The sequence below is a fragment of the Variovorax terrae genome (assembly GCF_022809125.1).
Taxonomy (GTDB): domain Bacteria; phylum Pseudomonadota; class Gammaproteobacteria; order Burkholderiales; family Burkholderiaceae_C; genus Variovorax_A; species Variovorax_A terrae.
This window is the reverse complement of record NZ_JALGBI010000001.1, coordinates 2,917,604-2,942,779: the sequence shown is the minus strand read 5'-3', so window position 1 is coordinate 2,942,779 and position 25,176 is coordinate 2,917,604. Positions and strand designations below refer to the sequence as shown.

Annotated in this window: 27 protein-coding genes; 24 read left to right on the top strand and 3 right to left on the bottom strand. The window is 67.7% G+C overall.

The annotated features are described in order from the left end of the window. Positions 1-17: 17 nt before the first annotated feature. From fabD to MMF98_RS13865, 9 genes are all read left to right on the top strand, one after another. Positions 18-968: an ACP S-malonyltransferase gene (gene fabD / locus MMF98_RS13905; RefSeq protein ID WP_243306904.1), complete on the top strand. Its 951-nt coding sequence runs from the start codon at positions 18-20 to the stop codon at positions 966-968. Next, the gene (fabG, locus tag MMF98_RS13900) at positions 965-1,714 is read left to right on the top strand and encodes a 3-oxoacyl-ACP reductase FabG (protein WP_243306902.1); all 750 of its coding nucleotides are present in this window, start codon (positions 965-967) and stop codon (positions 1,712-1,714) included. The genes fabD and fabG overlap by 4 nt, the downstream gene beginning before the upstream one ends. A 114-nt stretch (positions 1,715-1,828) precedes the next feature. Then, on the top strand, positions 1,829-2,068 hold the full coding sequence (acpP, locus tag MMF98_RS13895) for an acyl carrier protein (protein ID WP_243306900.1): 240 nt from the start codon (positions 1,829-1,831) through the stop codon (positions 2,066-2,068). 16 nt (positions 2,069-2,084) lie between these two features. Continuing rightward, on the top strand, positions 2,085-3,332 hold the full coding sequence (gene fabF, locus MMF98_RS13890) for a beta-ketoacyl-ACP synthase II (protein ID WP_243306899.1): 1,248 nt from the start codon (positions 2,085-2,087) through the stop codon (positions 3,330-3,332). 48 nt (positions 3,333-3,380) lie between these two features. After that, the gene (locus tag MMF98_RS13885; RefSeq protein WP_243306896.1) at positions 3,381-3,851 is read left to right on the top strand and encodes a hypothetical protein; all 471 of its coding nucleotides are present in this window, start codon (positions 3,381-3,383) and stop codon (positions 3,849-3,851) included. Continuing rightward, the gene (rpoE, locus tag MMF98_RS13880) at positions 3,848-4,483 is read left to right on the top strand and encodes an RNA polymerase sigma factor RpoE (protein WP_243306895.1); all 636 of its coding nucleotides are present in this window, start codon (positions 3,848-3,850) and stop codon (positions 4,481-4,483) included. Before MMF98_RS13885 ends, rpoE begins: the two co-directional genes overlap by 4 nt. 32 nt (positions 4,484-4,515) lie before the next feature. Beyond that, entirely contained in the window at positions 4,516-5,145 is a 630-nt protein-coding gene (locus tag MMF98_RS13875; RefSeq protein ID WP_243307399.1) for a sigma-E factor negative regulatory protein, read from the top strand. A gap of 33 nt (positions 5,146-5,178) precedes the next feature. Continuing rightward, positions 5,179-6,246 carry a MucB/RseB C-terminal domain-containing protein gene (locus MMF98_RS13870; protein ID WP_243306894.1) on the top strand — a complete coding sequence of 356 codons (1,068 nt, stop codon included), beginning with the start codon at positions 5,179-5,181 and terminating at the stop codon, positions 6,244-6,246. 91 nt (positions 6,247-6,337) lie between these two features. Beyond that, positions 6,338-7,822 carry a DegQ family serine endoprotease gene (locus tag MMF98_RS13865; protein ID WP_243307398.1) on the top strand — a complete coding sequence of 495 codons (1,485 nt, stop codon included), beginning with the start codon at positions 6,338-6,340 and terminating at the stop codon, positions 7,820-7,822. Positions 7,823-7,975: 153 nt separating this feature from the next. Here the strand turns inward: MMF98_RS13865 and MMF98_RS13860 are convergent, their stop codons facing one another. Continuing rightward, positions 7,976-8,317 (bottom strand): hypothetical protein, encoded by a 342-nt coding sequence (locus MMF98_RS13860; RefSeq protein ID WP_243306893.1) that lies wholly within the window; start codon positions 8,315-8,317, stop codon positions 7,976-7,978. A gap of 16 nt (positions 8,318-8,333) precedes the next feature. Here MMF98_RS13860 and lepA point away from each other — a divergent pair, with 16 nt between their 5' ends. The 9 genes from lepA to nagZ all read left to right on the top strand — a co-directional run bounded on the left by lepA (position 8,334) and on the right by nagZ (position 16,429). Further along, positions 8,334-10,142 (top strand): translation elongation factor 4, encoded by a 1,809-nt coding sequence (gene lepA, locus MMF98_RS13855; protein WP_243306892.1) that lies wholly within the window; start codon positions 8,334-8,336, stop codon positions 10,140-10,142. Positions 10,143-10,227: 85 nt separating this feature from the next. Continuing rightward, positions 10,228-11,193: a signal peptidase I gene (lepB, locus tag MMF98_RS13850; RefSeq protein WP_243306890.1), complete on the top strand. Its 966-nt coding sequence runs from the start codon at positions 10,228-10,230 to the stop codon at positions 11,191-11,193. 25 nt (positions 11,194-11,218) lie between these two features. Then, positions 11,219-11,572: a DUF4845 domain-containing protein gene (locus MMF98_RS13845; RefSeq protein WP_243306889.1), complete on the top strand. Its 354-nt coding sequence runs from the start codon at positions 11,219-11,221 to the stop codon at positions 11,570-11,572. A 1-nt stretch (position 11,573) separates the two neighbouring features. Beyond that, positions 11,574-12,257 (top strand): ribonuclease III, encoded by a 684-nt coding sequence (gene rnc / locus MMF98_RS13840; RefSeq protein ID WP_243306886.1) that lies wholly within the window; start codon positions 11,574-11,576, stop codon positions 12,255-12,257. Continuing rightward, positions 12,254-13,228 (top strand): GTPase Era, encoded by a 975-nt coding sequence (gene era, locus MMF98_RS13835; protein WP_243306885.1) that lies wholly within the window; start codon positions 12,254-12,256, stop codon positions 13,226-13,228. The genes rnc and era overlap by 4 nt, the downstream gene beginning before the upstream one ends. A gap of 199 nt (positions 13,229-13,427) precedes the next feature. After that, positions 13,428-14,177 (top strand): DNA repair protein RecO, encoded by a 750-nt coding sequence (gene recO, locus MMF98_RS13830; protein WP_243306884.1) that lies wholly within the window; start codon positions 13,428-13,430, stop codon positions 14,175-14,177. Beyond that, entirely contained in the window at positions 14,174-14,917 is a 744-nt protein-coding gene (locus tag MMF98_RS13825) for a pyridoxine 5'-phosphate synthase (RefSeq protein ID WP_243306883.1), read from the top strand. The genes recO and MMF98_RS13825 overlap by 4 nt, the downstream gene beginning before the upstream one ends. A 52-nt stretch (positions 14,918-14,969) precedes the next feature. Then, positions 14,970-15,374, top strand: a complete 405-nt coding sequence (acpS, locus tag MMF98_RS13820; RefSeq protein ID WP_243306882.1) for a holo-ACP synthase — start codon at positions 14,970-14,972, stop codon at positions 15,372-15,374. Then, positions 15,371-16,429, top strand: coding sequence for a beta-N-acetylhexosaminidase (gene nagZ, locus MMF98_RS13815; RefSeq protein WP_243306880.1), 1,059 nt, complete (start codon positions 15,371-15,373; stop codon positions 16,427-16,429). Before acpS ends, nagZ begins: the two co-directional genes overlap by 4 nt. On the opposite strand, the gene MMF98_RS13810 is transcribed toward nagZ, so the two are convergent. Together MMF98_RS13810 and lysS are read right to left on the bottom strand one after the other, a co-directional pair. Continuing rightward, positions 16,419-16,958: a M48 metallopeptidase family protein gene (locus MMF98_RS13810; RefSeq protein WP_243306878.1), complete on the bottom strand. Its 540-nt coding sequence runs from the start codon at positions 16,956-16,958 to the stop codon at positions 16,419-16,421. The two genes, nagZ and MMF98_RS13810, sit on opposite strands and share 11 nt — an antisense overlap. Further along, positions 16,955-18,469, bottom strand: coding sequence for a lysine--tRNA ligase (gene lysS / locus MMF98_RS13805; RefSeq protein ID WP_243306877.1), 1,515 nt, complete (start codon positions 18,467-18,469; stop codon positions 16,955-16,957). The genes MMF98_RS13810 and lysS overlap by 4 nt, the downstream gene beginning before the upstream one ends. 141 nt (positions 18,470-18,610) lie before the next feature. On the opposite strand from lysS, the gene MMF98_RS13800 reads away from it, so the two are divergent. The 6 genes from MMF98_RS13800 to MMF98_RS13775 are packed head-to-tail and all read left to right on the top strand — an operon-like array spanning position 18,611 to position 25,161. Further along, positions 18,611-20,092 (top strand): lipid II flippase MurJ, encoded by a 1,482-nt coding sequence (locus MMF98_RS13800; protein WP_243306875.1) that lies wholly within the window; start codon positions 18,611-18,613, stop codon positions 20,090-20,092. Between the two features lie 24 nt (positions 20,093-20,116). Further along, positions 20,117-20,923, top strand: a complete 807-nt coding sequence (locus MMF98_RS13795; protein WP_243306874.1) for an aldolase/citrate lyase family protein — start codon at positions 20,117-20,119, stop codon at positions 20,921-20,923. Then, positions 20,920-21,474 (top strand): sugar transferase, encoded by a 555-nt coding sequence (locus MMF98_RS13790; protein WP_243306873.1) that lies wholly within the window; start codon positions 20,920-20,922, stop codon positions 21,472-21,474. Before MMF98_RS13795 ends, MMF98_RS13790 begins: the two co-directional genes overlap by 4 nt. A gap of 2 nt (positions 21,475-21,476) precedes the next feature. Next, entirely contained in the window at positions 21,477-23,267 is a 1,791-nt protein-coding gene (gene asnB / locus MMF98_RS13785) for an asparagine synthase (glutamine-hydrolyzing) (protein ID WP_243306872.1), read from the top strand. Beyond that, entirely contained in the window at positions 23,264-24,541 is a 1,278-nt protein-coding gene (locus tag MMF98_RS13780) for a UDP-glycosyltransferase (RefSeq protein ID WP_243306871.1), read from the top strand. The genes asnB and MMF98_RS13780 overlap by 4 nt, the downstream gene beginning before the upstream one ends. Further along, complete coding sequence (locus tag MMF98_RS13775; RefSeq protein WP_243306870.1) at positions 24,538-25,161, top strand: pseudaminic acid biosynthesis-associated methylase; 624 nt, start codon at positions 24,538-24,540, stop codon at positions 25,159-25,161. Before MMF98_RS13780 ends, MMF98_RS13775 begins: the two co-directional genes overlap by 4 nt. Positions 25,162-25,176 lie beyond the last annotated feature (15 nt).

Sequence of the window (25,176 nt, the reverse complement as noted above, 5' to 3'; positions counted from 1 at the left end):
AATCTGACGATACAAGCATGAAACCGTTCGCTGTTGTCTTTCCCGGCCAGGGCTCGCAGTCCGTCGGCATGCTGGACGCCTGGGGCGACCATCCCGTGGTGGCTGAAACGCTGCGCGAAGCCTCCGATGCGCTGGGCGAGGACGTGGCCCGCCTGATCGCCGAAGGTCCGAAGGAGGCCCTGGCGCTGACCACCAACACCCAGCCGGTGATGCTGGTGGCCGGCGTGGCCGCCTACCGTGCCTGGATGGCGGAAACCGGCGTCGCGCCGGCCGTGGTGGCCGGCCACTCGCTGGGCGAGTATTCGGCGCTGGTGGCCTCGGGCGTGCTCACGCTGTCGCAGGCCGCGCCGCTGGTTCGTTTTCGCGCCGCCGCCATGCAGGAGGCCGTGCCGGTGGGCGTGGGCGCCATGGCCGCCATCCTCGGCATGGAGGCCGCCAAGGTGATCGCGGGCTGCGCCGAGGCGGCGGCAACGTTCGGGCCGGATTCGCGCGAAGTGGTGGAAGCCGTGAACTTCAACGATCCGGCGCAGACCGTGATCGCCGGCAGCAAGGCCGCCGTCGAAAAAGCCTGCGAAGTGCTCAAGGCGAATGGCGCCAAGCGCGCCCTGCCGCTGCCGGTGTCGGCGCCGTTCCATTCGAGCCTGATGCGGCCCGCGGCCGAGAAGCTCGAGGAAAAGCTGGCGTCGGTGGACTTTGCCGCGCCGCAGATCCCGGTGATCAGCAACATCGACGTCGCGCTGGAAGTCGACGCCGACCGCATCCGCGACGCGCTGTACCGCCAGGCCTTCGGGCCGGTGCGCTGGGTGGAGTGCGTGCAGGCGATCAAGGCGCGCGGCATCACGACCGTGGTCGAGTGCGGCCCCGGCAAGGTGCTGGCGGGCATGGCCCGGCGCATCGATGCGGAACTCACAGGCCTGGCGCTGTTCGACCCCGCCACGCTGGCGGAAACCCGCGGAGCGCTGGCATGAGCGAGGTGAAATTCGAAGGCCAGGTGGCGCTGGTGACGGGCGCCTCGCGCGGCATTGGCGCGGCGATCGCGCTGGAGCTGGCGCGCAAGGGCCTGAAGGTCATCGGCACGGCCACCAGCGATGAGGGCGCGGCCCGCATCAGCCAGGCGCTGGCCGCGTTTCCCGGCTGCAGCGGCGCGTCGCTCGACGTCAACGACGGTGCCGCGGCCGAAGCGCTGATCGACGCCATCGCCAAGGAACATGGCGGCCTGCAGGTGCTGGTGAACAACGCCGGCATCACGCGCGACATGCTGGCCCTGCGCCTGAAGGACGAGGACTGGGACGCGGTGCTCGACACCAACCTCAAGGCCGTGTTCCGCATGAGCCGCGCCGTGATGCGCACCATGATGAAGCAGCGCTACGGGCGCATCATCAGCATCACCAGCGTGGTCGGCGCCTCGGGCAACCCGGGCCAGGCCAACTACGCGGCGGCCAAGGCCGGCGTGGCCGGCATGACGCGCGCCCTGGCGCGCGAGCTGGGCAGCCGCAACATCACGGTCAACTGCGTGGCGCCGGGCTTCATCGAGACCGACATGACGGCCAGCCTGCCCGACGAGCAGCAGAAGGCGCTGCTGGGCCAGATCCCGCTGGGGCACCTGGGCAAGCCGTCGGATATCGCGCACGCGGTGGCGTATCTCGCCAGCCCGCAGGCCGCCTACGTGACGGGGCAGGAGCTGCACGTCAACGGCGGCATGTTCATGTCATAACGAAGAGTCACCATCAGGGAATCTCAGCCGGCATGTCCGCCCGGCAGCCAGACCGGAGTTCACCCTCCGGCCCGGCTAAAATCGCGGATTCATTTACAACCCTCCGAGGGAACCATGAGCGATATCGAAGCACGTGTCAAAAAAATCATTGCCGAACAACTCGGCGTGGAAGAGTCTCAAGTCACCAATGAAAAGGCCTTTGTGGCCGACCTCGGTGCCGACTCTCTCGACACGGTGGAACTGGTGATGGCGCTGGAAGACGAATTCGGCATCGAGATCCCGGACGAGGACGCCGAGAAGATCACCACGGTGCAGAACGCCATCGACTACGCCAACAGCCACCAGAAAGCCTGAGGCAGGGAACCATCGCATGAGCCGTCGCCGCGTCGTAGTGACCGGCCTGGGTTGCGTCAGCCCCGTGGGCAACACGGTCGCCGATTCCTGGGCCAACCTCATCGCCGGCCAGCCCGGCATTGACTTCATCACGAAGTTCGATGCGTCGAACTTCGCCTGCAAGTTCGCGGGAGAGGTCAAGGGGTTCCAGCTGGAGGAGTACATGACCGCCAAGGAAGCGCGGACGATGGACACCTTCATCCATTACGGCGTGGCTGCCGCCATGCAGGCCGTGGCGGATTCGGGCCTCCCCGTCGGCGACCAGCTGGGCGAGGAGCAGTCCACGCGCATCGGCTGCGTCATCGGCTCCGGCATCGGCGGGCTGCCGCTGATCGAGGACACCCACACCGAGATGGTCAACCGCGGCCCGCGCCGCATCACGCCGTTTTTCGTGCCGGCCTCGATCATCAACATGATCTCCGGCCATGTGTCGATGAAGTTTGGCTTCAAGGGCCCGAACATCGCCATCGTCACCGCCTGCACGACCGGCCTGCATTGCATCGGCGACGCCGGCCGCATGATCGAGTACGGCGATGCCGACGTGATGATCGCGGGCGGCTCGGAAGCAACGGTTTCGCCGCTGGGCATCGGCGGCTTTGCCGCGATGCGCGCGCTGTCCACCCGCAACGACGACCCGAAGACCGCGTCGCGTCCGTGGGACAAGGACCGGGACGGCTTCGTCCTGGGCGAGGGCGCGGGCGTGATGGTGCTGGAAGAGTACGAGCACGCCAAGGCGCGCGGCGCGAAGATTTACGGGGAGCTCGCCGGCTTCGGCATGAGCGCCGACGCCGGGCACATGACTGCCCCCAACATGGACGGCCCGCGCCGCGCCATGCTCGGCGCGCTGCGCAATGCCGGCATCAACCCCGACCAGGTCGATTACCTGAACGCGCACGGCACCTCCACGCCGCTGGGCGACATCAACGAATCCAATGCCATCAAGGCGGCGCTGGGCGACCATGCGAAGAACATGGTGGTCAGCTCCACCAAATCGATGACCGGCCACCTGCTGGGCGGTGCCGGCGGCATCGAGTCGGTGTTCACCGTGCTGGCGCTGCACCACCAGAAGGTGCCGCCCACGATCAACATCTTCAACCAGGATCCCGAGTGTGACCTGGACTACTGCGCCAACACCGCGCGCGACCTGAAGATCGACGTGGCCGTGAAGAACAACTTCGGCTTCGGCGGCACCAACGGCACGCTGGTCTTCAAGCGGCTTGCCTGAGCGGCCCGCTCAAGCGCCTTCCCGGCTTTCCGGTCCCGGCCCCCTTCCATGCACAGCGCCCCCTCGGTCACCTACCCGGTGGGGCGTTCGCGCTGGGCCGGGCGGCTGGCGCTCGCGCTCTGGCTGGCCGGCGCGGGTGCGGCGGCGCTGTGGCTGCTGCAGCCGGGGGCGGCCGGCTGGCGCCAGGCGCTGGCCCTGGCCGCCGTGCTGGCGGCCGGAGCCGCCGCCCTGCAGGCCTGGCGCACGGCGCCGCAGGGCGAGCTGCACTGGGACGGCCGGCAATGGCTCTGGAGCCGGCGCGGCGGGCCGCAGCAACCCGGGCTCGTGACGGTGCACCTCGACCTGCAGCGCTGCCTGCTGCTGCGCCTGCAGATTCTTGACGGCCGCGTCCGGTGGCTCTGGCTGGAGCCGTCGTTCCAGCCCGGGCGCTGGAACGACCTGCGCCGCGCGGTCTACTCGCGCGCCAGCCGGCAGGCCCCGGCCGACCTCCGCGACCGCCAGGCGGCCGCCCGTCCATGACCGCCGCTCCGCCCCTCGTTCCGCCGCCGCCTGCCGACAGCGACCTGCTGCTGGTCGAGCGCGCGGTCGCGGGTGACCAGCGGGCGTTTGAACTGCTGGTCATCAAGTACCAGCGCCGCATCGAGCGGCTGATCGGCCGGATGGTGCGCGACGTCGACCTGGTGGAGGACATCGCCCAGGAAACCTTCATCCGCGCCTACCGCGCGCTGGCCCAGTTCCGCGGCGAAGCCCAGTTCTACACCTGGCTGTACCGGATCGCGGTGAATACGGCCAAGAAAACCCTGGTAGACCTCAAGCGCAACCCGGTTATCACCGAGAGCGCGTTGCGCTCGGTGGATGACGACGATGAAACTTCCCGCCACGAGAACGAACTAACCAGCTCGGAAACACCCGATACGGTGCTGGCGGCCAAGGAAATCGCCGAAGCGGTGAACGCCGCGATGGAGGCTCTGCCCGAAGAGCTGCGCCAGGCGGTGACGCTGCGTGAAATCGAAGGTTTGAGCTATGAAGAGATCGCGGGTCTGATGAATTGCCCGATCGGGACCGTGCGCTCGCGGATTTTTCGGGCGCGTGAGGCCATCTCGGCCAAGGTCAGGCCCTTGCTGGAAAACCAGTCGGGCAAAAGATGGTGAACGCTTTGCGTGAGCAGGTGACGAGCATGAACATGAATGATGCCCTCGAGAATTGTGAGTCTGTCTCCGCGCTGGCCGACGGCCAGCTGCGCGGAGATGAGTTCGCGCGCGCCGTGCAGCTGGCGGCGCACGATGCCCAGGCGCAGGCGGCCTGGCGCACCTACCACCTGATCGGCGACGTGCTGCGCTCCGGTGAGCTGGCTGCCTGCGGCCGCGATGCCGCCTTCGTGCAGCGTTTCCAGGCCCGGCTGCAGCGCGAGCCGCTGCCGGCCGCGGCCATGCCTGCCATTGCCGAGGCGGCTCCCGAAAGCCGCCCGGTCAGCCGCCCCGCGCCGGTTGCCGAAGCGGCCAATGAATCCAGCTTCCGCTGGAAACTGGTGGCGGGTTTCGCCTCGCTGGCCGCGGTTGCCGCCATCGGCTGGAACTCGGCGGGCAGCCTGATGCGCCCCGAGGTTCCCACCCTGGCACTGGCGCCGCTGCCGGCCGCGCCGGCGCAGCAGCCGGTGGCCCTGGCCAGCAACGACCCGCAGGCGCAGGTCATGATCCGCGACCCGCGCCTGGACGAGCTGCTGGCGGCGCACAAGCAGCTGGGCGGCATGTCGGTGCTGCAGATGCCGGCCAGCTTTCTGCGCAACGCCACCTTCGACGGGCCGGCCCGCTGAGGCCCGGCACCAGGCCTCGAGGAAGCTGAAGCGATGAAGTTGCAGCCTTTTTGTCGTTATGTCCTTGCCCTGTGGGCCGGATCAGCTATCAATTTTGTAGCGGCCCAGGTGCCGGCGGCGGTTCCCGCCGCGCCGGCCGCCCCGGCCTCGGCCGACAGCAAGGCGGCCGAGCGCGGCGTGAGCGACTGGCTCATGCGCATGCACGAGGCCTCGCGCAAACGCGCCTACATCGGCACCTTCGTGGTCTCGTCATCGGCGGGCAGCATGGCCAGCGCGCGCATCTGGCACGCCTGCGACGGCGACCAGCAGATGGAGCGGGTCGAGTCGCTGACCGGCACGCAGCGATCGATCTTCCGGCGCAACGACGAAGTCATCACCTTCCTGCCCGGCAGCAAGGTGGCCCGCATCGAGAAGCGCGAGTCGCTGGGGCTGTTTCCCAATCTGCTCCAATCCAGCGAGTCGTCGATTCCCGAGTTCTATGCCGCCCGCAAGGTCGGCTACGACCGGGTCGCCGGGTTCGACGCGGAGGTGGTGCAGCTGGCGCCCAAGGACAACCTGCGCTTCGGCTACCGCATCTGGAGCGAAAAGAAATCGGGCCTCGTGGTCAAGCTGCAGACGCTGGACACCGACGGCCGCGTGCTGGAGCAGGCCGCCTTCTCCGAGCTGCAGATCGATGCGCCGGTGAAGTTCGACAAGCTGGCCCAGATGATGGGCAACACCGAGGGCTACAAGGTGGAGCGGCCCGAGCTGGTCAAGACCACGGCCGCGGCCGAGGGCTGGGTGCTCAAGAGCCCGGTACCCGGCTTCAAGCCGATGAGCTGCTACAAGCGGCCCACGACCGGCGGCGCGGTGCCGGACAGCACCATGCAATGGGTCTTCTCCGACGGCCTGGCCTCGGTGTCGCTGTTCGTCGAGGCCTATGACCGCCAGCGCCATGGCCAGGAGATGCTGCTGGCCATGGGCGCCACGCAGACGCTGACGCGCCGCCTGAGCGCCCCGGCGGGCGACAAGTCCGGCGATTGGTGGCTCACCGCCGTCGGCGAGGTGCCCCCGCAGACCTTGAAGGCCTTTGCGCAAGGCCTCGAGCGCAAGAAACAATGAGCCCGCTGATGGGCGCAGGCCGGCCCCGCGGGGCGGCCGCCGTCCTGCCCGGCCGGGCCGCTACAGTATGTTTGTCAAGGAAGGGTCGATGATGCTGCTTCAGATCGATTGGAAAAAACTGCGCTCTCCCGCGCTGGCGTGCGCGCTGGCGATCGGCGCCACGGCGGCGCTGGTGCCGGCCCGCCCGGCGATGGCCCAGTCCGCCATGGCGGGCCGGGCGCTGCCGGACTTCACGGACCTGGTGGAGCAGGTCGGGCCGTCGGTGGTCAACATCCGCACGCTCGAGAAAGTACGGCCCAATGGCGCGCCCAATGGCATGGACGAGGACATGCAGGAGTTCTTCCGCCGCTTCTTTGGCCAGCCGCTGCCCGGCGTCCCGCGCCAGCAGGCGCCGCGCCAGAACCGGCCCCAGCCTCAGGAGGAAGAGCAGCCCCGGGGCGTGGGTTCGGGCTTCATCCTCACGGCCGACGGCTACGTCATGACCAACGCCCACGTGGTGGACGGGGCCGACGAGATGGTTGTCACGCTGCCCGACAAGCGCGAGTTCCGTGCCAAGCTGGTCGGCTTCGACAAGCGCACCGACGTGGCCGTGGTCAAGATCGAGGCCAGCGGCCTGCCGGCCGTGAAGATCGGCGACGTCGGCCGCCTCAAGGTCGGCGAATGGGTCATGGCGATCGGCTCGCCGTTCGGCCTGGAAAACACCGTGACGGCCGGCATCGTGAGCGCCAAGCAGCGTGATACCGGCGACTACCTGCCGTTCATCCAGACCGATGTAGCCATCAACCCCGGCAACTCGGGCGGGCCGCTGATCAACATGCGCGGCGAGGTGGTGGGCATCAACAGCCAGATCTACTCGCGTTCGGGCGGCTTCATGGGCATCTCGTTCTCGATCCCGATCGACGAGGCGATCCGCGTCAGCGACCAGCTGCGCGCCAGCGGGCGCGTGACGCGCGGGCGCATCGGCGTGCAGATCGACCAGGTCACCAAGGACGTGGCCGAGTCCATCGGCCTGGGCAAGCCGCAGGGCGCGCTGGTGCGCAGCGTGGAGGGCGGCTCGCCGGCCGAGAAGGCGGGCGTGGAGGCCGGCGACATCATCATCAAGTTCGACGGCAAGTCCATCGACAAGGCCACCGACCTGCCGCGCCTGGTGGGCAACACCAAGCCCGGGACCAGGAGCACGCTGACGGTGTTCCGCCGCGGCGGCTCGAAGGACCTGAGCGTGACCATCGCCGAGATCGAGCCCGACAAGCCCGCGAAGAAGGCCGCCGACAAGGAAGACAAGCCCAAGCCCTCGGCAGCGGGCCAGTCGCTGGGACTGGTGGTGAGCGACCTGACCGATGCGCAGAAGAAGGAGCTCAAGCTCAAGGGCGGCGTGAGGGTGGACGCCACGGCCGATGCCGCCGCGCGCGCCGGCCTGCGCGAGGGCGACGTGATCGTGGCGATCGCCAACACCGAGGTCAACAGCGTCAAGGAGTTCGAGGCGGCGGTGGCCAAGATCGACAAGAGCAAGGCCGTCAACGTGCTGTTCCGCCGCGGCGAGTGGGCGCAGTATGCGCTGATCCGCCCCCTGCGCTGAATCTGTTGCACCCGTTCGCAAAGCCCCAGCCCGGACTCGGGTTTGGGGCTTTTTGACGGGAGCGGTGGGGGAAAAAGACGGTGCAAAAAAATATTTTCAGAGCCGCTCTGCGCCCGCCATAAGTTTGTATGCGCTAACTTAAAAATCGATTAACTACAAATCTCGATAGAATCGGGGTCTGGAAAAGGTGATTTTCGGCATATGGATCCGACCGGAGTTCACCATGCGAGACGATTTCAATCCGTCCACCGGCGATCCACAGATCACCCACAAGTTGTCCCAAAGACTGCCCACTAAAATTGTTGATAAGCTGTGAGTAAAATCCATGTTGCCGCGCTGCAACAACACCAACGAGCCGATTTCCGCGCTGTACTGCCGGGCCTTTTTGCCTACAATGAAGCTCCAACTATCGCAGTTGCCATAGATTGTTGGTTTAGGGCGCGTCACTACTCGACGCGCCCTTTTTTCTTGTGCGCTCCTATCTAATTCAATCACTTAAGCGTTCTCGTTGATGAATCACATCAGAAATTTTTCGATCATTGCGCACATCGATCATGGCAAGTCGACACTGGCGGACCGGCTGATCCAACGCTGCGGCGGCTTGAGTGATCGCGAGATGGAAGAGCAGGTGCTCGACTCCATGGACATCGAAAAAGAGCGTGGGATAACCATCAAGGCGCAGACCGCCGCGCTCAAGTACAAGGCGCGCGACGGCCAGCTCTACAACCTCAACCTGATCGACACGCCGGGCCACGTCGACTTCTCCTACGAAGTGTCGCGCTCGCTGTCGGCCTGCGAGGGCGCGCTGCTCGTTGTCGATGCGAGCCAGGGGGTGGAAGCGCAGACGGTGGCCAACTGCTACACCGCGCTCGAACTCGGCGTCGAGGTGCTGCCGGTGCTCAACAAGATGGATCTGCCGAATGCCGATCCCGAGAACGCCAAGGCCGAGATCGAGGACGTGATCGGCATCGACGCGGGCGATGCGATTCCCTGCTCGGCCAAGACCGGCATGGGCATCGACGAGATCCTGGAAGCGATCGTCGCCAAGATCCCGGCGCCGCGCGGCAATCCTCAGGATCCGCTGCGCGCGATGATCATCGACAGCTGGTTCGACAGCTACGTCGGCGTGGTGATGCTGGTGCGCGTGGTCGACGGCCGCCTGGCCAAGGGCGAGCGCATCAAGCTGATGGCCACCGGCGCGACCTACAACGCCGACAACCTCGGCGTGTTCACGCCGGGCAACGAGCCGCGCGAATCGCTGGAAGCGGGCGAGGTGGGCTACATCATCGCCGGCATCAAGGAACTGCAGGCCGCCAAGGTGGGCGACACCGTCACGCTGGAGAAGAAGCTGCCCAACAACGCCGGCCCCGCGGCCGAGGCGCTGCCCGGCTTCAAGGAGATCCAGCCGCAGGTGTTCGCCGGGCTCTACCCGACCGAGGCGAACCAGTACGACGCGCTGCGCGACAGCCTGGAGAAGCTCAAGCTCAACGACGCCTCGCTGCACTACGAGCCCGAAGTCTCGCAGGCCCTGGGCTTCGGCTTTCGCTGCGGCTTCCTCGGCCTGCTGCACATGGAGATCGTGCAGGAGCGGCTGGAGCGCGAGTTCGACCAGGACCTGATCACCACCGCGCCGAGCGTGGTCTACCAGGTGGTCAAGGCCGACGGCGAGGTGATGATGGTCGAGAACCCGGCCAAGATGCCCGACCAGGGCCGCATGATGGAGATCCGCGAGCCCATCGTCACCGTGCACCTGTACATGCCGCAGGACTACGTGGGCGCCGTGATGACGCTGGCCAACCAGAAGCGCGGCGTGCAGATGAACATGGCCTACCACGGCCGCCAGGTGATGCTCACCTACGAGCTGCCGCTGGGCGAGATCGTGCTGGACTTCTTCGACAAGCTCAAGTCGGTGAGCCGGGGCTACGCCTCCATGGACTACGAGTTCAAGGAGTACCGCGCGTCCGACGTGGTCAAGGTCGACATCCTGCTCAACGGCGAGAAGGTCGATGCGCTGTCCATCATCGTGCACCGCAGCCAGAGCCAGTACCGCGGCCGCGCCGTGGTGGCCAAGATGCGTGAGATCATCTCGCGCCAGATGTACGACGTGGCGATCCAGGCGGCCATCGGCGCCAACATCATCGCGCGCGAAACCATCAAGGCACTGCGCAAGAACGTGCTGGCAAAATGCTACGGCGGCGACATCAGCCGCAAGCGCAAGCTCCTCGAGAAACAAAAAGCAGGCAAGAAACGCATGAAGCAGATCGGATCGGTCGAAGTGCCCCAGGAGGCCTTTCTGGCCATTTTGCAGGTGGAAGAATGATGAGCGACGCACGGCGGCCCGACAGCGCAACAACCCTCGCGAGGGGCCGCGAGGCCCAGGCCGCGGCAACCCCGGGAGCCCGATGATGCAGATCCTGACTTCCCTGATCCTCGCCGCCTTCGCCGGCTACGCCGGGGCCTGGTATTTCGGCTACGTGGAAGGCAACTTCGCGCTGCTGCTGTTCCTGGTGACCGTGGTGACCGGAGCCTACTGGCTGGCCGAGCGTTTCCATTTCCTGCCGCAACGCCGCCGGGCCGCCGCCGCGCTGGAGCAGGAAGTGGCGCAGCGCCACGCCGAGCTGTCCCGCATGGGCATCAACCAGGTGGACGGCGACATCGCCCAGGCCAAGAGCCGCCTCATCATGCAGCCCTGGTGGCTGGACTGGACGGCTGGGTTGTTCCCGGTGATCCTGGCGGTATTCCTGCTGCGCTCCTTCCTGTTCGAGCCGTTCAAGATTCCCTCCGGCTCGATGATCCCGACGCTGCTGGTGGGCGACCTGATCCTGGTCAACAAGTTCACCTACGGCCTGCGCCTGCCGGTGCTCAACACCAAGATCACCGACGGCACGCCGCTGGCACGCGGCGACGTGGTGGTGTTCCGCTACCCCCCGAAGCCCAGCCTCGACTACATCAAGCGCGTGGTCGGCCTGCCGGGCGACGAGGTGGCCTACCTGAACAAGAAGCTCACCATCAACGGCCAGCCGGTGAGCAAGACCGCCGTGCCCGACTTCTTCGACGAAGACGCCATGCGCTACTTCAAGCAGTTCGAAGAAGACCTGGGCGGCCGGAAGCACCGCCTGCTCAACGACGACGAGCGGCCGGCCTTCATTCCCGGGGTGGAGGACTTCCCCAACCGGCAGAATTGCCGCTACAGTGTCGAGGGCGTGGTCTGCAAGGTGCCGGAGGGGCAGTATTTCATGATGGGCGACAACCGCGATAATTCGCTGGATTCGCGCTATTGGGGCTTCGTGCCCGACAAGAACATTGTCGGCAAGGCCTTCCTCGTCTGGATGAATTTCAGCAACCTCAAGCGCATCGGATCATTCGAATGATGGTTTTCCGGCAAAAAGGCAGCGTATGAAATCTCAGCTCAAGTCCAGGCAGCGTGGCATTTCCTTCATCGGCCTGATTTTCGTGGGCGGCGTGCTGGCGGTGACCGGCGTCGTGGCGGCGCAGGTGTTCCCCACCGTGCTCGAATACCAGGCCGTGCTCAAGGCCGTCAACAAGGCCAAGGAAGGCAGCACGGTGGCGGAGGTGCGCAGCACGTTCGACAAGGCCGCCGCGATCGACGACATCAAGTCCATCACCGGCAAGGACATCGAGGTCACCAAGGACGGCGACAGGATCGTGGTCAGCTTCGCCTACAACCGGGAGATCCACCTGACCGGCCCGGCCTACCTGCTGTTGAAATACAGCGGGCGCTCCAAGTAGCGTGAGCGTCGGCTTGTCAGGGCTGCAGGCGCGCCTGCAGCACGCGTTTTCCGATCCGCAACTGCTGCTGCGCGCCGTGACGCACCGCAGCTTTTCCTCCGACCACAACGAGCGCCTCGAATTCCTCGGCGATTCCGTGCTGAACCTCGCGGTGGCCGGCCTGCTGTACGAGCGGCTGAGCTCGCTGCCCGAGGGCGACCTCTCGCGCGTGCGCGCCAACCTCGTCAAGCAGGACACGCTGCACCGGCTGGCCGAGGGGCTGGAACTGTCCGAGGTGCTGCGCCTGGGCGAGGGCGAGGCGCGCTCGGGCGGGAACAAGCGCCCCTCGATCCTGGCGGATGCCCTGGAGGCCCTGATCGGCGCGGTCTACCTCGACGCCGGCTACGCCGCGGCCGAGGCGCTGGTGCACCGGCTGTTCCAGGCGGTCGAGATCAACCCCCACATGGCGGCCACCGCCAAGGACCCGAAAACCGAGTTGCAGGAATGGCTGCAGGGGCGCAAGATGAAGCTGCCCACGTACCGCGTGGTGGCCACGCTGGGGGCGGCTCACAAGCAAACCTTCGACGTCGAGTGCGTCATTCCCGAACTGGGCGCCACCGAGCGCGGCATTGGCGGCTCGCGGCGCGCGGGCGAACAGGCCGCGGCCGCCGCCATGCTGCTGGCCCTGAAAACGAAAGTCAAATGATGGATGCTACGAAAACTGTAGCGACAAACGACCAGCCGGTGCCGACCTCCGGCGAGAATGCTGGTGAAACGGTGGCAGGCCGGCGCTGCGGCCTGGTGGCCATCGTCGGCAAGCCCAATGTGGGCAAGTCGACCCTGCTGAACGCGCTGGTGGGCCAGAAGATCAGCATCACCTCGCGCAAGGCGCAGACCACGCGCCACCGCATCACCGGCATCCGCACGGTGGGGCAGACGCAGTTCGTGTTCGTCGACACGCCGGGTTTCCAGACGCGCCACGGCAATGCGCTCAACCGCTCGCTCAACAAGACCGTGGTGGGCGCGGTGGGCGACGTGGACCTGATCCTGTTCGTGGTGGAGGCCGGCAGCTTCACGCTGGGCGACGCCAAGGTGCTGTCGCTGCTCAAGGGCGGCACGCCCACGCTGCTGATCGCCAACAAGCTCGACAACATCCACCGCCGCGCCGAGATCGCGCCCTGGCTCAAGTCGATGCAGGAGCGCCATGCGTTCACCGAGTTCGTGCCGATGTCGGCCAAGAACGCGAAGGACATCGAGCGCCTGTTCGGCATCTGCGAGAAATACCTGCCCGAGCAGCCCTGGTGGCACACCGAGGACGAGCTGACCGACCGCAGCGAGAAGTTCCTGGCCAGCGAGATCATCCGCGAGAAGCTGTTCCGCCTGACCGGCGACGAGTTGCCCTACACCTCCACCGTAGTGATCGACAAGTTCGAGGAAGAGCCGGGCAAGACCGCCAGCCGCATGGTGCGCATCGCCGCCACCCTGATCGTCGAGCGCGACGGCCACAAGGCCATGGTGATTGGCGAGAAGGGCGAGCGCCTGAAGCGCATCGGCACCGAGGCGCGCCAGGAACTGGAAAAGCTCATGGATGCCAAGGTGTTCCTGGAGCTGTGGGTCAAGGTGCGCTCGGGCTGGGCCGACGATGAGGCGCGGGTGCGGTCGTTCGGCTATGAATAGGGCCCACCCCCAGGCTGCGCGCACTGCGTGTCGCTTCGCCTCCCCCCTGCAAGGGGGCGACGCCAGCGGCCTGGCCCAGCCAGTTCCGCGGCGTCTCCCGAACGGGCCGCGCTGCGCGGGCCGGGTTGGGGAATGAGCCTTGGCTTGGGTGCCCGTCCGGCGGGAGTCGTCAGCCATCCATCTGGTGTGAAGTGACCCGATGGCTGCCAAGCGCATCGCCGACGAACCCGCCTACGTGCTCCACCGCTACGACTGGAGCGAATCGAGCCTGATCCTGGAGGTCTTCACCCGCCACCACGGCCGCGTCGCGCTGGTGGCCAAGGGCGCGAAGCGGCCCAGCTCCAACTTCCGCCCGATCCTGCTGCCGCTGCAGCCGCTGCACGTCGCCTTCGGCGGCGATGCCGAGATCCGCACCCTCAAGGGCGCCGAGTGGATGGGCGGCCACGTGATGCCGACCGGCGACGCGCTGCTGTCGGGCTATTACCTCAATGAACTGCTGCTGCGCCTGCTGGCGCGCGACGACCCGCACCCCGCGCTGTTCGACGCCTACGCCCGCGCGGTGCAGGTGCTGGCCTCGGAGCATGGCGAGGCCCTGCAGCCGGCCTTGCGCGCCTTCGAGCTGCTGCTGCTGCGCGAGATCGGCCTGCTGCCGGTGCTGGACGCCCAGACCATGACGCTGGGCCCCCTCGACGCGGCCGCGGCCTACTGCCTGGTGCCCGAGGGCGGCCTGCGCGCGGCGCACCAGGACGACCGTGCCAGCCTGAGCGGCGCGCAGTGGCGCGCGCTGCAGCAGGCGCTGGACGACGAGGCGCCGTTCAGCGCCACCCTGCGGGCCTGCGCCGAGGTGGTGGCCGGGCTGCGGCCCCAGCTTCGCACCCTGCTGCACTACCATTGCGGGGTGAGCACGCTGCGCACGCGGCAGATGATGATGGACCTGCAAAACCTATGACCACCGCCCTTTCCGTCAACCTGAACAAGGTGGCCCTGGTGCGCAACACGCGGCACCTGGGCATTCCCAGCGTCACCCGGGCCGCTGCCCTGTGCCTGGAAGCCGGCGCGCACGGCATCACCGTGCACCCGCGGCCCGATGCGCGCCACATCCGCGCGCAGGACGTGCGCGAGCTGGCGGCGCTGCTCAAGGACTGGCCCCAGGCCGAGTTCAACATCGAGGGCAACCCGTTCCACAACCTGATGGACTTCGTGCGCGAGCTGCGCCCGCAGCAGGTCACCTTCGTGCCCGACAGCGAAGGCCAGTTCACGAGCGACCACGGCTGGAGCTTCCCCGCCGATGCCGGCCGGCTGCGCCCGCTGATCGACGAATGCCGCGCCCTGGGTGTGCGCGTGAGCCTGTTCATGGACGCCGACCCCGCCGCCATGGCCGCTGCCCGCGCCGTGGGCGCCGACCGCGTGGAGCTCTACACCGAGCCCTATGCCACCGACTGGGGCACGCCGCAGCAGGCCGCGGTGCTGGCGCAGTTCGCCGCCGCCGCGCGCGCCGCGCAGGCCGCGGGCCTGGGGCTGAACGCCGGGCACGACCTGAGCCGGCGCAACCTCACCGACTTCCTGCGCGCCGTGCCCGGCGTGCAGGAGGTCTCGATCGGCCATGCGCTGATTGCGGACGCGCTGGAGCTCGGCTACGCCGCCACGGTGCAGGACTACCTGCGCTGCATCGACGCCGCGGCGCTATGAAAAGAATAGCTGCCGAGGACCACTGCACCTGGACCTCGGGCCGATTTGGCTCATGATTTACGGGATTGGCACCGATATCTGCGACGTGCGGCGCATCCGCGCCAGCCTGGAGCGCCATGGCGAGCGCTTTGCGGCCAGGATCCTCAGCGACGCCGAGCTGGCCGTGTTCCAGGCGCGCAGCCAGCGCTGGCCCGAGCGCGGCGTGCGCTACCTGGCCACGCGCTTTTCCGCCAAGGAAGCCTTCAGCAAGGCCATCGGGCTGGGCATGCGCATGCCCATGAGCTGGCGGCTGTGCGAAATCAGCAAGCTGGCCAGCGGCCAGCCCGTCCTCGTGCTGCATGGCGGCCTCAAAGCCTGGTTCGAGGCCCGGGGCCTGAGCGCGCAGGTGAGCGTGACCGACGAAACCGACTACGCGGCGAGCTTTGTCGTCGTGGAACAGAAAGACCCCCCGACATGAGCCAACACGCCCCCCTGATCCTCGACGTCGCCGGCCTGAGCCTGAGCGCGGCCGACCGCCGCCGCCTCGCGCACCCGCTGACCGGCGGTGTCATCCTGTTCGGCCGCAACTGGAGCAGCCGCGCCCAGCTGGGCGCGCTGTGCGCCGAAATCAAGGCCGTGCGCCGCGACCTGCTGATCTGCGTGGACCACGAAGGCGGCCGGGTGCAGCGTTTTCGCACCGACGGCTTCACCCACCTGCCGCCGATGCGCGCACTGGGCGAGCTGTGGATGAAGGACGCCCTGCAGGCCACCAACGCCGCCACCGCCTGCGGCTATGTGCTCGCGGCCGAGCTGCGCGCCTGCGGCGTGGACTTCAGCTTCACGCCGGTGCTTGACCTCGACCATGGCGAGAGCGGCGTGATCGGCGACCGCGCCTTCCACCGCGATGCGCGCGTGGCCGCGCTGCTGGCCAAGAGCCTGATGCACGGCCTGCTGCAGGCGGGCATGGCCCACTGCGGCAAGCATTTTCCCGGCCATGGCTTCGTGAAGGCCGACTCGCACACCGACATCCCGGTCGATCGCCGCAGCCTCAAGGCCATCCTGGCCGACGACGCCGCGCCCTACGGCTGGCTCAACAGCTCACTGGCCAGCGTGATGCCGGCGCATGTGATCTACCCCAAGGTGGACGCGCGGCCCGCGGGCTTTTCCAGCCGCTGGCTCAACGACATCCTGCGTGGCCGCCTGGGCTTTGGCGGCACGGTCTTCAGCGACGACCTGAGCATGGCCGGCGCGCGCCGCCTCGACGGCCGCGAGGTCAGCTACACCGAAGCCGGCGTGGCCGCGCTGGCCGCCGGCTGCGACTTGGTGCTGCTGTGCAACCAGAGCCTGGGCGAGGGCAGGGCGGTGGACGAACTGCTCGACGGCCTGGCCGAGGCGCAGCTCAAGGGCCTGTGGCAGCCCGCCGAGGCCAGCGAGCAGCGCCGCCAGGCGCTGCTGCCCACGGCCCAGGCGCCCGAGTGGGAGGCCCTGATGACGCAGCCGGCCTACCTGCACGCGCTCGGGCTCATTCCCTGAGTGCCGCCCCCTGGGGCCGGGCCGGATCGGGCCATGCCAGCGGGCCGGCCAGATCAAGGTGCGTCAGGTACAGGCGCACGTCGAACTCGAGCTGGTGGTAGTCCGGCTCCATGTAGGTGCACAGCTGGTAGAACGCCTTGCCATGCTCCCGCTCCTTGAGGTGGGCCAACTCGTGCACGGCGATCATGCGCAGGAATTCGAGCGGCACTTCGCGGAACAGCGCGGCGATGCGGATTTCGCGCTTGGACTTGAGCCGGCTGCCCTGCACCCGCGAGACCGTGGTGTGCGTGCCCAGCGCCTGCTGGATGATCTGGAGCTTGTTGTCGAAGGCGACCTTGGCCACCGGCTCGGCGTTGCGCAGGAACTCGGCCTTGAGGCCGACCACGTAGTCGTACAGCGCGCGGTCGGTGCGGATGCCGTGCGGGCCGCCGCGGTATTTCTTCAGCAGCAGCTCGCCCAGGCGGTCCTGCTCGATCAACTGCCGCACCTGGGCCTGCAGGCTGTCCTGGTAGCCCGCGAGGTAGTTCAAGCTTCCCGGCGCAGCGCCGGGAACAGGATCACGTCGCGGATGCTGGGGCTGTCGGTCAGCAGCATCATCAGGCGGTCGATGCCCACGCCGCAGCCGCCGGTGGGCGGCATGCCGTATTCGAGCGCGCGCACGAAGTCGGCGTCGTAGAACATGGCCTCGTCGTCTCCGCTGTCCTTGGCCGCCACCTGGGCCGCAAAGCGCGCGGCCTGGTCCTCGGCATCGTTGAGTTCCGAGAAGCCGTTGCCGAATTCGCGGCCGGTGATGTAGAGCTCGAAGCGCTCGGTCACCTCGGGCCGCTCATCGTTGGCGCGCGCCAGCGGGCTGATCTCGGTCGGGTGCTCCATGATGAAGGTTGGCTGCCAGAGCTTTTCCTCCACCGTTTCCTCGAAGTACAGCACCTGCAGGCTGGCCAGCGAGCGGACGGAGAGCTTGTTCTTCTCCTCGTTCAGGCCCAGCTTCTTCAGCGCGTTGACCAGCCAGGCGCTGTCGTCCACGCCGGCGCCGGCCTCGGTGTACTTGAGGATGGCCTCGCGGATGGTGAGGCGCTCGAACGCCGGGGCCAGGTCCACCGGCTTGCCCTGGTAGCTGAGCTGCAGCGTGCCCACGGCCTTCTGCGCGGCGTCTCGGATCAGCGTCTCGGTGAAGTCCATCAGGTCGCGGTAGTTCCAGTAGGCCGCGTAGAACTCCATCATCGTGAACTCGGGGTTGTGGCGCACCGAGATGCCTTCGTTGCGGTAGCTGCGATTGATCTCGAACACGCGCTCGAAGCCACCCACGATCAGGCGCTTGAGGTACAGCTCGGGCGCGATGCGCAGGAACATCTCCTGGTCCAGCGCGTTGTGGTGCGTCTTGAAGGGCTTGGCATTGGCGCCGCCGGGAATCGGGTGCAGCATCGGCGTTTCCACTTCCAGGAAGCCGTGGCCCACCATGAACTCGCGCAGCGCGCTCACGGCCTTGCTGCGCGCGGCGAAGCGCTGGCGCGCGGATTCGTCGGTGATCAGGTCCACATAGCGCTGGCGGTACTTCTGCTCCTGGTCGGCCATGCCGTGGAACTTGTCGGGCAGCGGGCGCAGGCTCTTGGTCAGCAGGCGCACGCGGCTGGCGTGGATCGAGAGCTCGCCGGTGCGGGTCTTGAACACCTTGCCCTCGGCCGCCACGATGTCGCCCAGGTCCCAGTGCTTGAAGGCAGCATAGGCTTCCTCGCCCACGTCGTCGCGCGTCACATAGACCTGGATGCGGCCGCTGCCGTCCTGCAGTGTGGCGAAGCTGGCCTTGCCCATCACGCGCTTGAGCATCATGCGCCCGGCGATGGTGGCCGCCGTGCCTTCCTCGGCCAACTGTTCGGTGGGCTTGCCGCCATGGGCGGCCAGCAGGTCGGCGGCATGGTCGGCGGGCTTGAAGTCGTTGGGGAAGGCGATGCCCTGGGCCCGGATGGCCTTGAGTTTTTCCCGGCGCTCGGCGATCAGCTGGTTCTCGTCCTGGGGCGCGCTGGGAGTGTGGTGGTCAGACATGGAGTTGGGGCACGGTGTTGGAAGGGTCGGAAGGCCCGGGCGCGGGCCGGGGTTGCCGGGCGCGTGGGCCAAAACCTGCAATTTTATGTTTTTGCCGCTCCACCTGCCGTTTTGGGTGGCCCCACCTCGATAATCCGCGCCATGTTCTTGAAAGCCGGAGCCCTGTCGCTGGTCCTGCTGCTGGCCAGCCGCGTGCTGGGGCTGGTGCGCGAGTCCGCGCAGGCGGCCGCCTTCGGCACCTCGGGGCTGGGCGATGCGGCGGTGCTGATGCTGACGCTGCCCGACTGGCTGGCCAGCCTGCTGGCCGGCGGCGCGCTGGCCTATGTGCTGCTGCCGCACTGGGCCCACCAGACGCCAACGCAGCAGGCCCGCACGCAGCGCCGCGTGGCGCACTGGCTGCTGGGCGCCGGCGCGCTGCTGGCCCTGGCGCTGTGGCTGCTGCAGGCGCCGGCGGTGCGCCTGCTCGCGGGCGGCCTGCCGCCCGCGCTGCAGCCGCAGGCGGCGGCCGGCCTGGTCTGGAGCGCGCTGGCTGTGCCCGCGGCACTGCTGGCCGCGCTGTGGGTGACGCGCCTGCAACACGAGCGTGACTTTCTGGGCATGTATGGGGCCAATCTGGTGGTCAACGCACTGCTCATTGCTGCTCTGTTTTTCATAGCAAACTATGTCCAACCCACCTGGACCCTCATCGGATTGGGCTTGTTTTTGCTGCTGGCGATGCTGGCCCGGCTGGGCTGGCTGCGCTGGCGCCTGCGGGCAGCCTCTGCCCAGGCTGTGAGCCCGGCCGCGGGCGGCGAGCCGGCGCCCGTGGCGCAGCCGCTGCCGGCCGCCACCGTCTGGCTCTGGGCGGTGCTGGCGGCGGGCCTGCCGCTGGCGCTGCCGTTCCTGGCGCGCTCGCTGGCCTCGCAGGCGGGCGAGGGCGCGCTGGCCACCTTCAACTACGCCTGGAAGCTGGTCGAGCTGCCGCTGGTGCTGGCGATCCAGCTCGTGGCCAGCCTGGCGTTCCCGGCCATCACGCGCGCGCTGGCCCAGCGGCAGGACGCGGGCGACGCCGTGCGCGGCGCCTTCGCGCTGGCCTGGACCCTGGCCTGCGCCGCGGCCGCGGCCCTGCTGCTGGGCGCGCCGGCGGTGGCGCAGCTGCTGTTCGGCTGGGGCCGCATGGACCCCGCCGCCGTGGCGCGCGTGGCGGCCTGGGGCGCGGTGGGCGCCTGGGGGCTGCTGCCGCAGGCCCTGATCGCCGTCGGGCTGACCGTGCTGGCCACGCAGGGCCGCATGCAGGCGGCCGTGTGGGCCTATGCCGCGGCCCTCGGCGTGCTGGCGCTGGCCGGCGGCCTGGGCTGGCACGATGGGGCGCAGCTGATGCAACTGCTCAATGCCGTGCTGGCCGCCGTGGCGCTGCTGGTGCTGGCCGCCATGGCCTGGCGCCGGCCCGAGGCGCGGGCCTGGCTGCCCTGGCGGGCCGGGCTGGTGCCCGGGGCCCTGGTGCTGCTGGCGGGCGGCCTCTCGACGCGTTTTGCGGGCTTCCAGGGGCCGGCCGGGCTGGCCGCCGCTGTGCTGGTGGCGGCCGGCGTGGCGGGGGCCGCGGCGCTGGCCAGCCCGGTGCTGCGCGCGGCGCTGCGGCGATAATCGCCCACTGCTGTCGGGCCCCCCATGATCGAGCTGCTTCAAATCACCAACGACCCCGAATTCGCCCGCCGCTGCGATGCGCTGGAGGGCCTGCGCCTGTTCGTGGACCTGGAGCGCCTGGGCAAGGCCGAGCGCCAGGCCGGCCGCAACACCTTCATCAGTGCGCACCAGCTGGACGACGTGGGCCGCATCAAGGCGGTGTTGACGCGCTCCCGGCTGATGGTGCGCGTCAATCCCCTGAACCCTGCAACGAAAACCGAAGTGGACGCGGTGCTGGCGCAGGGCGCCGACCTGCTGATGCTGCCGATGTTCACCTCGGCCGACGAACTGCGGGCCTTCTCCGGCCTCGTGGCCGGCCGCGCGCCCATCGTGCCGCTGCTGGAGACGGCCGCGGCGCTGCAGACGCTCGACGACTGGATCGCCACGCCCGGCCTGGCCGAGGTGTTCGTCGGGCTGAACGACCTGCACCTGTCGCTGGGCTGCCGCTTCATGTTCGAGCCGCTGGCCGACGGCCTGGTGGAGCGCGTGGCGCGGGCGGCGCGGGCGCAGGGCCTGCGCTTCGGCTTCGGCGGCATCGCGCGGCTGGACGAGGGGCTGCTGCCCGGGCGCGACGTGCTGGGCGAGCACCTGCGGCTGGGCTCGCAGGCCGTGATCCTGTCGCGCACCTTCCACCGCAGCGACGCCGCCGCGCCGTTCGAGCAGGAGGTGGCCGTGCTGCGCGCCGCCGAGCGCGAGCTGGCCGAACGCAGCGCCGCCCAGATCGAGGCCGACCGGGCCCGCGTGAACGCCACCATCGAGGGCATCGCCGCGCGCATGGAGGCCGACGCATGAAGCGCCTGCTGGATGTGGTGCTTTCTCTGGCGGCGCTGCTGCTGCTCAGCCCGGTGCTGCTGGCCGCGGCGCTGGCGATTGCGCTGGAGAGCGGCCTGCCCGTGCTGTTCCGCCAGACCCGGCTGGGCCTGCACGGGCGCGAGTTCGGCATGCTCAAGTTCCGCAGCATGGTGAAGAACGCCGCCGCCATCGGCCCCTATTTCACGGCGGACAACGACCCGCGCATCACCCGCGTCGGGCGCTTCATCCGCCGTACCAGCATCGACGAGCTGCCGCAGATCATCAACGTGCTCAAGGGCGACATGAGCCTGGTCGGTCCCCGGCCCGACGTGCCGGCCCAGCGCGCGCTCTACAGCGACGCCGACTGGGTCCAGCGCTGCAGCGTGCGGCCCGGCATCACGGGGCTGGCGCAGGCGCTGCTGCGTTCTGCCGCGACGCCGCAACAGCGGCTGGAGATGGACTTGCGCTACACGCGCGAAGCCTCGGTCTGGTTCGACCTGAGGATCATGGTGTGGACCGTCGGCCGCCTCTCGGGCAAAGGAAGCAACTGACCATGTGCGGCATCTTTGGCTACTGGGACCGGGCGCGCGAGCCGCTGGCCGACGCGGCGCTGGGCGTGATGGCGCAGAAACTGTTGCATCGCGGCCCGGACGACGAAGGCATCTGGCATCAGCCGCAGCGCGGCGTGGCCATCGGCAACCGGCGCCTGTCCATCATCGACATCGGCGGCGGCCACCAGCCTTTCGTGAGCGACGACGGCCGGGTGGCCGTGGTGCAGAACGGCGAGATATTCAACTACATCGAACTGGCGGACGAGCTGCGCCGCCAGGGCGTGCGGCTCAAGACCGCGTCGGACACCGAGGTGATCCTGCGGCTGTACGAGCGCGAGGGCATCGGCTTCGTGAGCAAGCTCAACGGCATGTTCGCGATCGCCATCGACGATGCGCGCGAGGACGCGATGTACCTGATCCGCGACCGCATCGGTGTCAAGCCGCTGTACGTGGCCGACGACGGCCGGCGCGCGGTGTTTGCCTCGGAAATCAAGGCGATTCTGCCCATAGTCCAGGCGCAGCGGTCACAGAGTGCTATCGATTTGGTAGCAATCCACCACTACCTCACGTTCAACTACATTCCCGCGCCCTGGACCATCCATCAGGGTATCCGGCATGTGATGCCCGGCACCTGGATGAAATTCACGCGCAGCGGCGTGCAGACGCAGCGCTGGTGGAGCCTGGCCGACCAGCACGAGCGCGACCACGGTTTTGGCGAATGGGCCGAGGAGTTCATGGCCATCCTCGACGACGCGACCCGCATCCGCCTGCGCGCCGACGTGCCCTGGGGTGCCTTTCTCTCGGGCGGCGTCGATTCAAGCACCATCGTCGGCCTGATGGCGCGCCACGTGAAGGAGCCGGTGAAGACCTTCTGCATCGGCTTCGAAGACCCGCGCTACGACGAATCGGCCTTCGCCGCCGAGGCCGCGCGGCGCTTCGGCTGCGACCACACCATGGAGGTGGCCGAACTCAACATGCTGGCCCGCTGGCCCCAGGTGCTGTACCACCTGGACCAGCCGCATGGCGACGCCTCCTTCATGCCGACGCTGCGCGTGAGTGAGCTGGCGGCCAAACACGTGAAGGTGGTGCTGACAGGGGACGGCGGCGACGAGTTGTTCGCGGGCTACGACAAGTACGCGGCCTGGTTCGCCCGGCCCGGCGCCGGGGTGCTCGATGCCGCAGCCTTTCAGCGCGGCTATTTCGACTCGATCTCGCTGTTCAGCCCGCAGGCCAAGCTGGCCCTGTACCGGCCCGAGCTGGCGGCGCAGCTCAGAGACATCGACAGCTTCGAGATGGCGGCCCGGCCCTGGTTCGACGAAGCCGGCCATTTCGACCGCATCAATCAGGCGCTGTACCTCGACATGCAATTGCTGCTCTCGGGCAACAACCTGGTCAAGCCCGACCGCATGGGCATGGCCGTGAGCATCGAGGCGCGCACGCCGTTCCTGGACTGGCGCATGATGGAGTTCGCCTTCCGCTCGCGCGGCGCGACCAAGCTCGACATGGCCAGCGGCGACAAGAAGCACTGGTACAAGAAGGCCGCGGTGCCGCTGATCGGCGAGGACCTGGCCTACCGCAGGAAGCAGATGTTCACGGTGCCGGTGGGGGAGTGGTTCCGCGACGCGAGTTACCTGTGGCTGCGCGAGACCCTGCAGGGCAGTGAACTGCTGGGCCGAGTGTTCGACGGCGCGCGCATCACGGCGTTGCTCGAGGCGCACCGCCAGGGCACGGCCAACCACACGCGTGAGCTGCGCGCGATCGCCGCGCTGGCGCTCTGGGAGCACGCCGCATGAAGACGCAGGCGCAAGCGGGTGCGGCCGGCGGCGGCGTGCTCTTCGTGACCTACGGCAATGGCCACATCGCCAAGGTTGCGCCGGTCGTCAGGGCGCTCGAGGCGCGCGGCGTGCCCTGCGTGGTGATGGCTCTGACCCTTGGCTACCGCCAGGCCGTGCGGCTCGGTTTCACGCCGGTCGGCTACCAGGACTTCACCGCCCTGGTTGACCTGCCGCGCGTCATGGCCTATGGGCGGACGCTGCTGGACGGCAACTGCCATCCCGATGTCGACGAAGACGAGAGCGTTTGCTACCTTGGCATCAACTATGCCGAATGGGTCGACAGCTTCGGCGAGGCTGGCGCTGCCGAAAAATACGCGCTGATGGGCCGGCGCGGTTTCCTGCCGCTGAACTTCATCGGCAAGGTCATTGATCATTTGAAGCCGGCACTCGTCGTCAGCACCAGTTCGCCACGTTCGGAGCAGGCCGCGATCGAGGCGGCCGTCGCGCGCGGCATCCCGGCGCTGACGATGATGGACCTGTTCGCGCTGCCGCACGACAATTTCCTGCGACAGTCGGTCTATGCCGACCGCATCACAGTGCTTTCGGAGTTCGTCAAACACAATCTCGCGGCGGCCGGCGTGGACGCCGCGCGCATCGAGGTGACCGGCTGTCCGGCCTACGACGCGATGTTTGACACGGCGAACGCTGAAGCGGGCCGGAAACTGCGCGAAGCCCTGGGCTGGGAGCATTGCCGCGTGCTCATGTGGGCTGGCAACCTCGAGGAGGATGCGCCCAATGTCGACGACTGTTACCGCGGTACCGGGCTGGGTATGTTGGTTGAGGGGCGCCTGCGCCAATGGGTCGAGAGCCATCCGGATGCCGCGCTCTTGATTCGCTACCATCCCAATCAATACCACCTGTTTCCATTGCCGGCGCCGCATCCTCGTATCTATTTCAGCAACCCGGCGACGGACAGGCTCCAGCCACAGCTGCATGCCGCCGATATGGTGCTGGTGCAGACCAGCACCGTCGGTTTCGAGGCCGCGCTGATTGGCAAGCGCCTGTTGACATTGTCTTTTTCGCCGATGGTTATCAACTTCGATTTCGACTACGGGGTGCTGGGTCTCGGCGAGGGCATCGCCTCGCTTGATGAGCTTGTCTCCGTGATTGACCGGCCGCCTGGCCGTCGCGTCGACCGGAGCGCTTTTCCCCCGCCCGGCGCCGCGACGCCGCGCGTGGTTTCCGTGATCGAGAACTTATTGAAGCGCGCTCCGCGCACAGGACAGACATGACTTATAAAACCGAGCAGGAAGCCTTCTGGGCCGGAGAGTTTGGAACCGAATACATAGACCGCAATGTTGGCGATGTATTGCTAGGCGCCAATCTCGATTTTTTTGCCAAGGCGCTGCGCCACGCTGCGGGTGTTGAGAGCTGCATCGAGTTCGGCGCCAATGTCGGCATGAACCTCCGCGCACTGCAGCTGTTGTACCCGCGGCAGCTGCATTTCGGCATCGAGATCAATCCCGAGGCGGTCGCGCGACTCGCGCATCATATTCCGGCGGAGCATATTTTCCAGCAGTCGATCCTCGACTTCGAGCCGCCGCGGATCTATGACCTGGTGCTGATCAAGACTGTATTGATCCACATTAATCCGGAGTTTTTGCCGGCCGTTTACGATGCGATGTACCGCAGTGCTGGGCGCTATATCCTGCTTGCCGAGTATTACAGCCCTACACCGGTCGAAATCAGCTACCGAGGTCATGCGGGCAAACTGTTCAAGCGCGATTTTTGCGGCGAAATGTTGCAGGCCTACAGCGACCTGAAACTTGTCGACTACGGCTTCGCCTACCGCAATGACCCGGTTTTTCCGCAAGACGATATCAACTGGTTTTTGATGGAAAAAAAGTCCTAGATCAAACTGCGAGAA